15 protein-coding genes and 1 tRNA gene are annotated in these 14,634 nt (G+C 53.4%); 6 read left to right on the top strand and 10 right to left on the bottom strand.

What is annotated here, in order from left to right; all coding sequences use genetic code 11:
* Positions 1-477 precede the first annotated feature (477 nt).
* From QGT73_RS09550 to QGT73_RS09515, 8 genes are all read right to left on the bottom strand, one after another.
* Positions 478-565: transfer RNA gene (locus QGT73_RS09550), tRNA-Ser, on the bottom strand.
* Positions 566-671: 106 nt separating this feature from the next.
* Positions 672-2,210: a lipopolysaccharide biosynthesis protein gene (locus QGT73_RS09545; RefSeq protein ID WP_280122300.1), complete on the bottom strand. Its 1,539-nt coding sequence runs from the start codon at positions 2,208-2,210 to the stop codon at positions 672-674.
* A 4-nt stretch (positions 2,211-2,214) separates the two neighbouring features.
* Entirely contained in the window at positions 2,215-2,913 is a 699-nt protein-coding gene (locus QGT73_RS09540; RefSeq protein WP_280122299.1) for a GIN domain-containing protein, read from the bottom strand.
* A 23-nt stretch (positions 2,914-2,936) separates the two neighbouring features.
* Positions 2,937-3,920 (bottom strand): tRNA dihydrouridine synthase DusB, encoded by a 984-nt coding sequence (gene dusB, locus QGT73_RS09535; RefSeq protein WP_280122298.1) that lies wholly within the window; start codon positions 3,918-3,920, stop codon positions 2,937-2,939.
* A gap of 100 nt (positions 3,921-4,020) precedes the next feature.
* On the bottom strand, positions 4,021-5,304 hold the full coding sequence (locus tag QGT73_RS09530) for a bifunctional folylpolyglutamate synthase/dihydrofolate synthase (RefSeq protein WP_280122297.1): 1,284 nt from the start codon (positions 5,302-5,304) through the stop codon (positions 4,021-4,023).
* Positions 5,305-5,377: 73 nt separating this feature from the next.
* Positions 5,378-5,950, bottom strand: a complete 573-nt coding sequence (locus QGT73_RS09525; protein WP_280122296.1) for a chromate transporter — start codon at positions 5,948-5,950, stop codon at positions 5,378-5,380.
* Positions 5,947-6,573 carry a chromate transporter gene (locus QGT73_RS09520; protein ID WP_280122295.1) on the bottom strand — a complete coding sequence of 209 codons (627 nt, stop codon included), beginning with the start codon at positions 6,571-6,573 and terminating at the stop codon, positions 5,947-5,949. Before QGT73_RS09520 ends, QGT73_RS09525 begins: the two co-directional genes overlap by 4 nt.
* A gap of 23 nt (positions 6,574-6,596) precedes the next feature.
* Entirely contained in the window at positions 6,597-7,271 is a 675-nt protein-coding gene (locus tag QGT73_RS09515) for a YczE/YyaS/YitT family protein (protein ID WP_280122294.1), read from the bottom strand.
* A gap of 347 nt (positions 7,272-7,618) precedes the next feature.
* Between QGT73_RS09515 and QGT73_RS09510 the strand changes: the two genes are divergently transcribed.
* Both QGT73_RS09510 and QGT73_RS09505 read left to right on the top strand, forming a co-directional pair.
* Positions 7,619-8,854, top strand: a complete 1,236-nt coding sequence (locus QGT73_RS09510) for a site-specific integrase (RefSeq protein ID WP_004291422.1) — start codon at positions 7,619-7,621, stop codon at positions 8,852-8,854.
* A gap of 11 nt (positions 8,855-8,865) precedes the next feature.
* Entirely contained in the window at positions 8,866-9,228 is a 363-nt protein-coding gene (locus tag QGT73_RS09505) for a hypothetical protein (RefSeq protein ID WP_004291423.1), read from the top strand.
* Positions 9,229-9,305: 77 nt separating this feature from the next.
* Here QGT73_RS09505 and QGT73_RS09500 read toward each other — a convergent pair whose 3' ends face one another.
* Together QGT73_RS09500 and QGT73_RS09495 are read right to left on the bottom strand one after the other, a co-directional pair.
* Entirely contained in the window at positions 9,306-9,611 is a 306-nt protein-coding gene (locus QGT73_RS09500) for a helix-turn-helix domain-containing protein (RefSeq protein ID WP_004291424.1), read from the bottom strand.
* A 31-nt stretch (positions 9,612-9,642) separates the two neighbouring features.
* Entirely contained in the window at positions 9,643-9,942 is a 300-nt protein-coding gene (locus QGT73_RS09495) for a helix-turn-helix domain-containing protein (protein ID WP_004291426.1), read from the bottom strand.
* A 138-nt stretch (positions 9,943-10,080) separates the two neighbouring features.
* Between QGT73_RS09495 and QGT73_RS09490 the strand changes: the two genes are divergently transcribed.
* The 4 genes from QGT73_RS09490 to QGT73_RS09475 are packed head-to-tail and all read left to right on the top strand — an operon-like array spanning position 10,081 to position 14,600.
* Positions 10,081-10,506: a helix-turn-helix domain-containing protein gene (locus QGT73_RS09490; protein ID WP_004291432.1), complete on the top strand. Its 426-nt coding sequence runs from the start codon at positions 10,081-10,083 to the stop codon at positions 10,504-10,506.
* Positions 10,507-10,509: 3 nt separating this feature from the next.
* Positions 10,510-10,860, top strand: coding sequence for a helix-turn-helix domain-containing protein (locus QGT73_RS09485; RefSeq protein WP_004291454.1), 351 nt, complete (start codon positions 10,510-10,512; stop codon positions 10,858-10,860).
* A 20-nt stretch (positions 10,861-10,880) separates the two neighbouring features.
* Positions 10,881-12,452 (top strand): DUF3945 domain-containing protein, encoded by a 1,572-nt coding sequence (locus QGT73_RS09480; RefSeq protein WP_004291455.1) that lies wholly within the window; start codon positions 10,881-10,883, stop codon positions 12,450-12,452.
* 60 nt (positions 12,453-12,512) lie between these two features.
* A complete protein-coding gene (locus QGT73_RS09475; RefSeq protein ID WP_280122293.1) occupies positions 12,513-14,600 on the top strand; it encodes a type IA DNA topoisomerase in 2,088 nt (695 codons plus the stop codon).
* The last annotated feature ends 34 nt before the right edge of the window (positions 14,601-14,634 follow it).

The following is a 14,634-nucleotide window of genomic DNA, read 5'->3' as shown; positions in this document are numbered from 1 at the left end:
TTTATGGATCTGCATTCAATCGTCGAGACAACCAAGAAGCACGGCAACTCGCCCTACAACGCAATCCTCGCCCTTTTCTAAACGGCGACTACATCGGCGCGTCCGCTGAATAGTTACTATCTAAAATCCTTGCGCAGGTCAGAGTAAACGGTTACTATCAAATCTGCGTCCTCCGGACGCCCTTACTGGATAGGGTGTAACATGCATGGGATACCTATGCGGGGAACGGATACCTGCGGACGCCCTTGCAGGATAGGGTATGACATGCATGGGATGCCTCTGCGGGGAACGGATACCTGCGGACGCCTTTGGACGCCCCCACGGGAGCGACGATTTATGCACTAAAATAAAAACTTTTGTTTCTTATTGAGCTTCTGAAACTTTTGTATCTCCTCAGGGGAAGGATGATGCGGAATTTCGACTTGGGCCAAAAAAAAGTCGGATGTTTCAAAATTTTGAAACATCCGACTTGACTTGCGGAATGACCGAGATTCGAACTCGGGATACGCTTTTGACGTATACACGCTTTCCAGGCGTGCCTCTTCAGCCACTCGAGCACCATTCCTTGGTTCTTTTAAGCTGACTCAGCTGAGCATTGCGAGTGCAAAGGTAGGAAATTTTCTTTAGCAAAAAGAATTATAACCGTTAAAAGATGTTTACACATAAACTTCTCACACTGCCATCTTATTCTTCATAAACCGGCCAAACAAATAGCCGAGAACATCGGCCTGTATGCGCGACTTCAACAAAGCATTGATGCCGACATAAACAGCCACAAACACTATCGCCTCCACGCAACACAACACCGGAGGCTGCATCTCAAACGCACCCGCCATCAGCGCGCACGGCAGCAATCCGAGAGTCGTGACCGCGACATAGGGCGCAAGGTCGGCAAGATAACTCATGAACGGACGACCTGTTATGCGTATCACATAGACCAGAGTCACAAGCCATGTCACCACCGACGCCGCAAGCTGCCCCCAGAGAAATATCTCCACTCCATACACAACATTGCCACCCGAAGTCATGGCAATATAGGGCAACGTCACAATCACCGCGACCACCGACGTCACATCCTTGACGGTTTCGGTCATGACAAGCAGCTTCGACTTGGCCAGCGACAACATGAAATTCCCGTAAAGACTCGACAGCACCATAAATATGCCACGCATAAGCAAAAGCTGAAACAACACTATCGAGGGGTCCCATTTGGAGCCGAAAAGCATGTGAAAAATCGGCGTAGCCATCACCGCAAGCAATCCCATGGCCGGAAACAGCAGATAGGCCGCAAGGCGATGAGTCTTGCCACACATGCGTGCATATCGCTCACTGTCGTCCTGCACACCCGAAAGCAGAGGGACAAACGAGGAGGTAAACACCTGTGAGAGCGAAGTCACACCCATCTTGCTCCACTTGTCGGCCTGTGTATAATAGCCAAGCGTAACGAGGCTGACCTTATGGCCTATGACAAACGACCCCATGGTGAGAAACACGGTGTTGAGCACCGACGATATCGTCACTCCCGAACCGAGACGGACAAACCCTCGCAGTGACTCAAACGAAAACCGCCACAACGGCGTCCATCCGCTCGTGAGCCACAATATGGCTACCTTGACCACCGATATGACTATAGCCTGCCACACCAATGCCCACGCGCCATAGCCCGTGACTGCAAGATAGATGCCCACGACTGCTCCGGCCACAAGCCCGAGCGAATTGCTCACGGCCACCATACGTGTGTCCATCAGTTTGGTGAGACGATTTACCTGGACTATCGAGAAGGCGTTGATAATGAATGTCAGAAACATCACCCGCGACAGCGGTATAAGACGCACATCGCCTTGAAACAAGTCGGCAATCACAGGGGCGAGAAAATACAACAGCATATATATGGCCAGCGACATTGCGACGTTAAACCACAGCACTGTCGAGTATTCAAGCCGCGTGGGCGATTTGCGTTGGAGCAATACCGCGGCAAAACCGCTGTCAACAAACAACGACGCGAATACTTGAAACACCTGTATCGCCCCGACAAGTCCATACTCCTCCTGCGTAAGCTCGCGGGCGAGCACAACGCCGGTGACGAGATAAAGCACCTGTGACGACAGGCGGTCTATGACGTTCCACTTGAGCGTGCGGGCCACCGACTGCTTGAGCGTGCCGCCACTCTCCCCGGATTCCTTTCGCGAAGATGTTTCCGACTCTGACATATGCCTACTTGGACAACGGCATTAGCTTCAGACCTACCGAACGGTTTTTAATCTCAGGCAAACCTATATAATAGACCGATGTGCTGCCCATGCCATACACGCCGAGCGCGCTTACGGCATTTACGCCCACCGACCCGGTGCCTTTGGCATTGACAGTAGCCTCCTCGGCCACAAGCTCGTCGGCCTGAATCACTCCCGTGCCTGTAAGATTGAGCTTGGCCTCCTTGCATTTGCCTGTAAGAATGAGAGTGCCGTGACCCAGACGTAATGTACCCTTGACCTCTGTGGCGTCAATACCGCGCACTATCAGATGGCCGTTACCCTCAAGACGGGCTTCAAGTTTGGGAAGTCCATTGAGCGAAAGCACTCTGACAGTCGAGTCGGAAGTGTTTTCGACCTTGGTCAGATGTTTGGAGTGAACGGTTATCGTCGGCAGTTTGCGGGCCCCTATAATTTCGGGCGAAAGCTGAATGGTGAGGCGGCCGCCCTTGTTGGTAAACATGAATGACGAGGCCTGCTGGGCCGGACAGTTGAAAAAAGCTCTTCCTGCCCTGTCGGGGTCAGAGGTATAATCGACATTGATGCCGTCGCTCACGCGCAACTCGCTAAACTCCCCCACATTGAGGTCATAGCTGGTGTCGGTCTGTGCCGAAAGTCCCAGAGCGCATGAGATGAATAATATAAATGAGCAAAGTGTCTTCATATGGTCAGATATTATTGTTATTTTTATTGGTTGTCTATAAGCTCCTGCACCTGCGAGAGCACCTCCATGAGTTCATCGAGTGTCGAGGCTCGGAGCATACGTATACGGGTGTCGCGGAAATGCGATATTCCCTTGAATAGAGGCGAGGCCGCGAGATGACGCCTTATATGCAGGATGCCGCGGTATTCGTCTATAAGGTCCACGCTCTCGCGTATCTGACGCCGCAGCAGGTCAAAACGCTCGGCTACGGTGAGCGGAGCCCCCATGTCGGCATGCAGAGCCTGACGTATGTCGCGAAATATCCACGGCGCACCGATCGATGCGCGGCCCACCATCACTCCGTCCACACCATAACGGTCAAAGGCCTCGCATGCAGCCTCGGGGGTGGTGATGTCGCCGTTGCCTATAAGGGGAATGGTCAGACGCGGATTTTCCTTCACTCGGGCTATCATCTCCCAGTCGGCCGAGCCGGTATACATCTGCGAGCGAGTGCGCCCGTGCACTGTCAGCGCGCTTATGCCACAGTCCTGCAACTGCTCGGCGAGCTCGACTATTATCTTACTGTTGTGATCCCAGCCCAGACGCGTCTTGACCGTCACAGGGAGTTTCACGGCATTGACCACAGCTCGGGTTATCTCGAGCATCTTGGGTATGTCGCGCAGCATTCCGGCTCCGGCCCCTTTGCCGGCCACCTTCTTGACCGGGCAGCCAAAATTTATGTCTATAAGGTCAGGGCCGGCCTGTTCGACTATTCTGGCGGCCTCGACCATAGGCTCCACCTCCCGACCATATATCTGTATGGCCGTGGGACGCTCGCCCGGATCAATCGACAGCTTGCGCACTGTGGCCGGGATGTCACGGATGAGTGCGTCGGCACTCACAAACTCCGTGTAGACCATCGACGCCCCCTGCTCTCTGCATATAAGACGAAACGAACGGTCGGTCACATCCTCCATGGGTGCAAGCATCACAGGGCGTGGGCCGAGATCTATATTTGCGATTTTCATATGCCAAATTTAGTAAGAATTATCCGATTGGGGAATTTTCACAGCCTTTTAGACTAAAAAATTATCCATTTCTGCACAAAAAGCCACAATTTTCACCGTTCTATTTTATTTTTTGCAGGTCGGCAATCAGGAAATTGCTGCCTGCGATGAGCACAAAACCCTCATCTCCGGCCATCTCGCGCGCCCTGCTCACCGCCACGTTGACATCCTGCTCGACATATCCTGTCAGGCCTCTATCCGCGGCTTTGGCAGCCAGCTCCGATGCAGGCAATCCGCGCTGGCTCGACGGCCCGCTGAACCATAGCGTCATGTCGTCCTTCACCTCGTCAATCAGATCGAAGATATGGCCAAGATCCTTGTCGGCCACAAACCCCATGACGAGATGTCGCGGACGTTGCTCGATATTTTTAAGCTCGTTTATTATGAGTTCCCATCCGCCCTGATTATGACCTGTGTCACACACCGTGAGCGGAGCCTCGGCCACACAGCTCCACCGGCCGAAGAGATGTGTAAGCCCCGTGACATTGCCTATGCCGCTGGCCACAGCATCGTCTGATATATCAAAACTGCGTCTGAGCACCTCAACGGCCTTGAGCACAGTGGCTGCATTGCGCCGCTGACACTCGCCGCGCAACTCGCCGCGCAACGGTCCGAAAGGCGTGGAGGGATACATATTACAGTCACTCTCCACCCTACCCTCTATCGGCCCCGCGAAAAGAATCTCCGCCCCGACGGCTGCCGCCGTGTCTCTGAACACCGGCTCCGTCTCATCGTCATATTCACCGATGACCACAGGGACACCGGGCTTGATGATACCCGCTTTCTCACGGGCTATCTGTGTCCGCGTGTCTCCAAGCAGCGACGTGTGGTCGAGTGATATATTGGTGATAATGCCGAGTATTGGCGTAATGACATTGGTCGAATCAAGCCGGCCGCCGAGACCTGTCTCTATGACAGCCACATCCACCTTCTTGCGGGCGAAGTATTCAAACGCCATGGTCGATGTCAGTTCAAAGAAACTCGGCGAAAGATCCGGATTACTGTCGCGCGCCTCAATCCAACGCTCCACGAAATCCACGACAGCATGCTCCTCAATCATCTCGCCGTCCACACGTATACGTTCACGGAAATCATAGATATGAGGCGACGTGTAGAGTCCCGTCCTATAACCTGCCGACTGGAGTATCGCCGCAAGAGTATGGGCCGTCGAACCCTTGCCATTTGTACCCGCCACATGTATCGTAGGATAGGCTCGATGGGGATTGCCGGCCATATCGTCAAGGCGGCGCGAAGTGTCAAGTCCGGGCTTATATGCCCCCGGGCCCATATGCTGAAATACAGGCAGAGAATTATACAACAGCTCTATGGCCTGAGAATAATCCATATTATAAACGTAAATTAATGTAGATTGTGATCAGATAAGGATAATCAGAGTCCAAACTCCATACTTAAATACTCTAATAAACAATCCAGCCAGCCACTCCGGCAAGACATATTATAAGTATCGGATGCCACTTGAGCCAATACACAGCGACGAAAGCTGCCACACAAAGCGCAATGCTCCATATCACCTGATAGGTCGTATCGCCAAAATTGGCCGCATTCATCAGCAACAATGCCGCCGAAGCTATAAGCCCGACCACCACAGGGCGCAATCCGGTGAAGATGCCGCGCACCACCACACTGTCCTTATGCCTGTGTATGAGATGGCTTGTATAAGCCACAAGCAGAAACGACGGCAACACTACAACCAGAGTACATGTTATCGAACCAAGTATACCCCACAGTGGCGAAGACAACGATGCGGAATACTCCCCCGGAGCCACATAACCTATATATGTGGCCGAATTAATACCTATCGGGCCTGGCGTCATCTGCGAGATAGCCACGATATCGGTAAAAGTCTGTTCGGTTATCCATCCCGGGCCTACAATCTCACGCTCGATAAGCGCGAGCATGGCATAACCGCCACCAAACCCGAAAAGCCCTATTTTGAGATAAGCCCATATTAGCCGCAGATAGATAGTCATAATTTCTCCTCCTCTTCCTTACGCATTTCATCTTCAAGTTCTCTGAGTTTTCTCTGATGACGTGACAGCCACCACCATCCACCGATTCCGCCGAGCAAGATATAGAGTATCGGGCTTGACACTATCGGGAGTTTCGACCATATGAGCAGAGCCACGGCTACAGGTATGATCACCGTGCGCCATCCGATGCCTGCCGAGCGCGCCGACGATATGACCGGAGCCACTATCAGAGCCACGACAGCCGGACGTATCCCCTTGAATACAGCCGAGAGAGTCTCGTTTTCTTTGATCAGATCGGGAGTCAGGAATATGGCTATACACAGGATTATCATGAACGACGGAAGTATGGTGCCGAGCGATGCCGTGACCGCACCCTTCATGCCGCGCAACTTATCGCCGACAGCCACCGAGACATTCACGGCCAAAATACCGGGCAAAGACTGTGACACAGCTATAAGATCGAGATATTCGGTCCGGTCAATCCAGCCTCGCTTGTCGACAATCTCTTTCTCTATAAGTGAGAGCATGGCCCATCCGCCTCCGAATGTAAACGCGCCAATCTTGAAAAACGTCGCAAACAACTGCAGATAGATATTGCCACCTGCGTTTACTTTATTATCCATAAATTTCAAAACGCCTGATTATTTCAATGCGAGCCACACAGGGCGGAAGTGGCACGGTGGACTCTTGCCGGTGTGAATATATACCTTATCATAGCCGAGACAATAAAGCCTGTACATACGGCAGCCACGACCGTGCCTTCTCGGAGGCCCTCGATATGTCCGGCCAACGCAAACGACAGCATGGCGGCCATCGTGACAAGCGTAATGTCAAACGCCACCTTCATCCGTCCGAAGTCACGGTTCCAGCGGCGGGAGGAGTATTTAACGACCCCCTCGGCACTCATTATCGCCACATTGGGCTTCAGTTCGAGCACCACTCCGAGTGCCTGCGTGATGCAACCGGCCAGGACAAACCCGACAGCCATAGGATAACTGTCTACCTCAATCGGCCCAAGAAGACGCATGTTAATATCCATAAACAACCCGAGCAGAGCCGAAAATGGCACCTGAAGGAGTATCTCTATTCTGTCGCGCTTAGTGCCGATGCCTCGTATCAGCATCAGTTCGATAAGTATCAGCACGACATTGAATAAAAACGTCGCCGACCCGAGTGTCAAAGGGGTATGGAGCGACAACACATAGTTGATACATGAAATTGGGGTGGTGCCTAACGATGACTTGACAAACAATACAACCCCCAGCGACAAGATATAAAATCCGAGGATAACTGTAAGATACTTCAATACACTCTTTCTCATAAATTGCATTTTGAAGGGGCAAAGTTACTACAAAAAAGTGAAATGCGGAAAGATATAGTGATAGAATTGAGTTACAAGGGTTTTGGTTGAAGTGGCGATAATCCGTGAAGCCATTACAATCCCTGCCGAAGCCAAATCCTGACGCCGCTACGTTACTTGTTCGTAACCATGCCCGAAAATGCGACAAACGGGTACGAATAGCGAAACAAGGCTCTAAGGAATAGTGAGTTATCCATAACTCATGCGAAAAATCAGGTTACGGAAAAAGATTGCGCCGTTCCTCCCCGTTTTGCGTACCAACACCGGACTCTTCACCAACTAATTTTGAAACCCAAAAATTAAGGACAATGAAGAGTACATTTTCAGTAATCTACTACCTCAAGCGTCAGGTAGTGAAAAAGGACGGGACAGTTCCCGTCATGGGACGCATCACGGTGGACGGCAGCCAGACACAGTTCAGCTGCAAACTGACTGTCGATCCGAAACTGTGGGACACCAAAGGTGGACGTGTCACGGGCAGAAGCACGGCGGCACTCGAAACGAACCGTATGCTTGACAAGATGCGGGTACGCATCAACAGGCATTATCAGGAAATCATGGAGCGTGACAACTTCGTCACGGCGGAGAAGGTGAAGAACGCCTTTCTCGGACTGGAACACCGCTACCACACGCTGATGCAGGTGTTCCGCCAGCACAACGAGGACTACGAGAAGCAGGTGGAGGCAGGCATGAAAGCCAAAGGCACGCTGCTGAAGTACCGCACCGTTTACAAGCACATGCAAGAGTTCCTCGACATCCGCTACCATGTGAAGGACATCGCCCTAAAAGAGCTTACCCCGGCTTTCATCTCCGACTTCGAGATGTTCCTGCGCACGGACAAGCACTGCTGCACCAATACCGTGTGGCTGTACGTCTGCCCGTTACGGACGATGGTATTCATCGCCATCAACAACGAGTGGCTGACGCGCGACCCGTTCCGCGAGTATGAAATCAAGAAGGAGGAAACAACACGCAGTTTCCTGACCAAAGATGAGATCCGCCTGCTGATGGAGGGGAAACTGAAAAACGCCAAACAGGAATTGTACCGCGACCTCTACCTGTTCTGCGCCTTCACGGGGCTGTCGTTCGCGGATATGCGCAACCTTACGGAAGAGAATATCCGCACCTACTTCGACGAACACGAGTGGATAAACATCAACCGCCAGAAAACGGGCGTGGTGTCCAACATCCGCCTGCTCGACATCGCCAACCGCATAATCGGCAAATACCGGGGACTGTGCGGGGACGGCAGGATATTTCCCGTTCCGCATTATAACACGTGCCTTGCCGGTATCCGTGCCGTCGCCAAGCGTTGCGGCATCACCAAGCATATCACGTGGCATCAGAGCCGCCACACGGCAGCCACGACGATATTCCTCTCCAACGGTGTTCCCATCGAAACGGTCAGCTCCATGCTCGGACACAAGAGCATAAAGACGACGCAGATTTACGCAAAGATAACCAAAGAGAAGCTCAATCAGGACATGGAGAACCTTGCCGCAAGATTGAACGGCGTCGAGGAATTTGCAGGTTGCACCATCTAAAAAGAAAAGCCATGAAACGTGACACAATCATCATCGAGGACAAGGCAGTCAGCGTAACCGGTAACGACGTGTGGATGACCGCCACCGAAATAGCCGGATTGTTCCATACGACCGTCCCGGCAGTGAACGCCGCCATCAGAGCCGTCCGCAAGTCGGACGTGCTGAACGACTACGAGGTGTGCCGCTACATGCAGCTTGAAAACGGGCTGCACGCGGACGTGTACGCCCTTGAAATCATCATCCCGGTCGCTTTCAGGGTGAATACCTACAACACCCACCTGTTCCGCACATGGCTGGTGGGAAAGGCACTCTCACAAGAGAAACGGCAGACATACGTGATGTTCATACAGAACGGAAAAGCCGGGTATTGCTGATTGCACATACCCCATAAGACAAGTAAACGGGTAGCACCACAAAAGGTGTCACCCGTTTACTTTTTCATGAAACCGCCTCACTCCAGCGGCTTGCGGTAGTTCGCTTCCAGTACCCCGCGCAGCCCCGTTTCCGGGTAAAGCACCTTCCCTCCCAAAAGTATGAAGGGCAACACGCGGTTGTTGCGGTATTCCTGCAAGGTGCGCCGGCTCACACGGAGCAGTTCCGACACCTCGCCGTCCGTCAGGTAACGTTCCCCGTCCAGCGGAGGACGGTAGCTTTCCAGAAATGCGGACAGCCATTTCGAGCCTTTGCGCATATCCTGCACCACAGAGGCTATCGGCTCGTCTTCCATCGTAAAAACATCGTTGTTCTCGTTCATCATAACTTCGGATTCAGTGGGTGAATAAATCAAATCATCTGCCGTGCGGATAGAGCGTGCCGACAAGCGGTATCAGCCGCTTCACCTCCTCTGGCTTGTAATAGAACCTGCGGTTTATCTGCGAGTAGCCGATAAGCCGCCTGTCACGCAGCGTCTGCAACGTGCGCGGGCTTATTCTCAACTGCCCGCAGACCTCCTCGCCCGTGAGCCATCTTTCCATGCGCCCCGTGTCGCTTTTGCGCCTCAGGGCGGCGACCTTCTCCGAGAGTGCGCCGAATGCCGCCACCATCATCTCGAAAGTCTTTTTCTCGATAGATACTATTTCCATATTCATGTCATTTAGAGTTTGCCGCAAAGGTAACGAAACGGCATACAAGACGTATCGTTTTCCGCTGAAAGGCTGCCTGTTGCGCCGTTTGACCGGGTTACGGAGCCATCTTCCGCAAAAATCTTACGTGAGTCACGTAGTGAGTTGTTAAAGCCCCTTTTGTTTATTGCCGAATTTTGTCGCAGAAACAAAAAGAAAGGACTGAACATGAAAGTGATAACAATGGAAAGTTCCGCCTACAAGGAGATGATGGCGCAGATTGCGAACATCGCAGGGTACATCCGCGAGGCAAGGGACGAGAAGAAACGGAAGCGGGAAACCGAAGACAAGCTGCTTGACACGGCACAGGCGGCGAAGATGCTCAACGTGAGCAAGCGCACCATGCAGCGTATGCGCACCGACCACCGTATCGAGTATGTGGTGGTACGCGGAAGCTGCCGCTACCGCCTTTCCGAGATACTGCGGCTATTGGAGGACAACACAGTAAGGAACGAGGAAGGGACAATAGACACCCTGTTCCACAACCACACGCTGCGCACGGGCGGCAAACCAAAAGGAAGGAGGACATAGGTCATGGAACTGCTCACACGAAACAACTTCGAGGGCTGGATGCAGAAGCTGATGGAACGGCTCGACCGTCAGGACGAACTGCTGCTGGCGATGAAGGCTGAGGGGAAACAGCCCACTATCACGGAAAGCATCCGCCTTTTCGACAATCAGGATTTGTGCATGTTGCTCCAGATAAGCAAACGCACCCTCCAACGCTACCGCAGCGTAGGCGCATTGCCCTACAAGACGCTGGGCAAGAAGACCTATTACAGCGAGGAGGACGTGCTGACATTCCTTTCCAACCATATCAAGGACTTCAAAAAGGAAGATATAGCCTTCTACAAGGCTCGTATCCATAATTTCTTTCATAAATAACCCATTAAAACATTTTTCAGATGGCAAAGAAAAAAGACGAAAAGGACGTGCTGGTAGTCCGTGACGAGAAGACAGGCGAGATCAGCGTGGTAGCCGGGCTGAACGCGGACGGCACACCCAAGCGCACCCCCGCAAAAGCGGAGAACGCGCAGAGTTTCCTGCAATTCGACCGACATGGCGACGTGCTGGACAACTTCTTCAAGAACTTCTTCCGGCAGTGCAAGGAACCCAGCCGCTTCGGTTTCTACCGCATTGCGGCAGACCAAGCTGAAAATCTCTTAGAGGTGATGAAGCAACTGCTGAAAGACCCCGAAGCGAACAAGGAGCTGCTCGCCCCTCACAAGGTGGACACCTCCGACTATGAGAAGAAGGTGCAGGAAGAGATGGCAGCACAACAGACAGAGAAACAAGAACCTCAAAAACAGGAGAACATGGAACAACGGAAAGAACAGCAACAGGACAAATCCGAACAGATGCAGGGCAAACGTGGCTACCAGCCCATCGACGAGAGTAAAATCAACTGGCAGGAGCTGGAGGACAGATGGGGCGTAAAGCGGGACAACCTTGAAAAGTCCGGCGACCTTACGAAGATGCTCAACTATGGCAAGTCCGACTTGGTAAAGGTCAAACCGACCTTCGGCGGCGAATCATTCGAGCTGGACGCCCGCCTCTCCTTCAAGAAGGACGGTGAGGGAAACATCAGCCTCGTGCCGCACTTCATCCGCAAGGAGCAGAAGCTGGATGAGTACAAGGAACACAAATTCTCCGACAATGACCGGAAGAACCTCCGCGAAACGGGCAATCTCGGTAGGGTCGTGGACATTGTGGACAGGGAAACGGGCGAGATCATCCCCTCCTACATCAGCATCGACCGCAAGACGAATGAAATCACGGACATTCCGGCAAGCAGGGTGCGCATCCCGGAGCGCATCGGCAAGACGGAAATCACCACGCAGGAGCGGGACATGCTCCGCGCCGGACTGCCCGTACGCGACAAGCTCATCGAGCGCAACGACGGCAGAAAGTTCGTCACCACCCTGCAAGTGAACGTGGAGCAGCGCGGCGTGGAGTTCGTGCCGGGAACCGGCAAGTCGCCCCGTACCGCACAGACACAGGAAACCAAAGGCGACACATCGAAAAGTCAGGCGCAGGGCGGGGAAAATGCCGCACAGACCAAGAAGGAGCAACGCCGCAACACGTGGACGAACGAGGACGGCAGCATCCGCCCCATCAGCAAATGGAGCGGCGTGAGCTTCACCGACCAGCAGAAAGCCGACTATGTGGCGGGTAAAGCCGTGAAGCTGGAGAACGTGACCGACAAGCAGGGCTTCCATGCCACGATGTATATCAAGTTCAACCCGGAGAAGGGACGCCCGTACCGCTACGACACGAACCCTGACAATGCACAGCAGGTTGCTCCGTCCAACGAGAGCCGCACGCAGGTGGCGGTGAACAACGATGGCAAGACCAACGAGGCTACAAAGAATCTGAGAGAGCCGTTGCAGAAAGGTCAGACCAACCCGAAGGACGCCCGCCAGCAACAGCAGCAGGAGAAGCCGCAGAAGAAAACGGGCAAGGGCATGAAAATGTAATCCCGTGTCCGCCACTGAATCCAAAATAAAATCCAAAGTATCAACAAAAAAGAAGAAGACATGAAGACAATCATTGCAGAAAAGCCCTCCGTGGCACGTGAAATCGCCCGCATCGTGGGCGCGACAAAGAGAGAGGAAGGATATTTCGAGGGAGGCGGTTATGCCGTGACATGTGCATTCGGACACCTCGTTCAGCTTGCCATGCCCGACGGCTACGGCGTGCGCGGATTTGTCCGTGACAACCTCCCGATTATTCCCGACACATTCACGCTCGTCCCCCGTCAGGTCAGGACGGAGAAAGGTTACAAGCCCGACAGCGGCGTGGTGTCGCAGATAAAAGTCATCAAAAGACTGTTCGACACAAGCGAACATATCATCGTGGCGACCGATGCCGGACGCGAGGGAGAGCTTATCTTCCGCTACCTCTACCACTATACGGGTTGCACCACTCCTTTCGTGCGCCTGTGGATCAGCTCTCTCACCGACAAAGCTATCCGCGAGGGACTGCGGAAACTCGAAGACGGCAGCAAATACGACAACCTCTACCTCGCCGCCAAAGCGCGGAGCGAATCCGACTGGCTCGTGGGCATCAACGGCACACAGGCGTTATCCATCGCCGCCGGACACGGCACGTATTCCGTGGGGCGGGTGCAGACACCAACGTTGGCTATGGTATGTGAACGCTACTGGGAGAACCGCCGCTTTACGTCCGAAGCATTCTGGCAGCTCCATATCGCAACGGACGGTTGCGACGGCGAAGTCGTGAAATTCTCATCCTCCGAGAAATGGAAAGAGAAAGAACCGGCGATGGAACTATATAATAAGGTAAAGGCGGCAGGTTGCGCCACTGTCACGAAAGCCGAGCGCAAGGAGAAGACGGAGGAAACTCCCTTGCTCTACGACCTGACCACGCTCCAGAAAGAAGCCAACGCCAAGCACGGCTTCACGGCGGAACAGACGCTTGAAATCGCGCAGAAACTCTACGAAAAGAAGTTGATAACCTATCCGAGAACGGGAAGCCGCTACATCCCCGAAGACGTGTTTGCCGAAATTCCCAAACTGCTCGCTTTCATCGGCACACAGCCCGAATGGAAAGACAAGGTGCGGGCAAAAGCCGCCCCGACACGCCGCAGCGTGGACGACGGCAAGGTGACAGACCACCATGCCCTGCTCGTCACGGGTGAGAAACCGCTCTTCCTCTCCAAAGAGGACAATACCATCTATCAGATGATTGCCGGGCGCATGGTCGAGGCATTCTCTGAGAAATGCGTCAAGGATGTGACCACTGTCACGGCGGAATGTGCCGGAGTGGAGTTTACCGTAAAAGGCAGCGTCGTGAAGCAAACCGGATGGCGTGCCGTCTATGGCGAGGAAAAAGAGGAAATTACCATCCCCGGCTGGCAGGAAGGCGACACGCTGACACCGAAAGGCTCGTCCATTACCGAAGGAAAGACCAAACCCAAGCCGCTGCATACCGAAGCCACCCTGCTCTCGGCAATGGAAACGGCGGGCAAGGAAATTGAGGACGACGCACTGCGGCAGGCGATGAAGGACTGTGGCATCGGTACTCCCGCCACACGCGCCTCCATCATCGAAACGCTTTTCAAGCGCGGTTACATGGAACGCTGCAAGAAGTCGCTTGTTCCCACCGAAAAAGGACTTGCCCTCAATTCCGTCGTCAAGACGATGCGCATCGCCGATGTTGCCATGACGGGCGAATGGGAAAAGGAGCTGGCGCGTATCGAGCGCGGGGAACTGTCCGACGACACCTTCCGCAAGGAGATAGAGGCGTACACACGTGAGATAACCTCCGAACTGATCTCGTGCGACAAGCTCTTCGGCAGCCGTGACTCCGGCTGCGCGTGTCCCAAGTGTGGCACGGGCAGGATGCGGTTCTACGGCAAGGTGGTACGCTGCGACAACACGGAGTGCGGACTGCCCGTGTTCCGGCTGAAAGCGGGACGCACCCTGTCCGACGATGAAATCAAAGACCTGCTCACCGAAGGGCATACCAAGCTGCTCAAAGGGTTCAAGAGCAAACAGGGCAAGAGTTTCGATGCTGTTGTCGCCTTTGACGGGGAATATAACACGACTTTTGTGTTCCCGGAGGCTAAAAAGGACAAGAAATTTTCAGGACGGAAGAAATAGTATTAACTTTGCCACTTGTTCAGAGTAATGAATT

This window comes from Duncaniella muricolitica (genome assembly GCF_910574735.1).
GTDB lineage: Bacteria > Bacteroidota > Bacteroidia > Bacteroidales > Muribaculaceae > Duncaniella > Duncaniella muricolitica.
The sequence above is the reverse complement of the archived record's forward strand: the minus strand, read 5'-3'. Positions and strand labels throughout refer to the sequence as shown.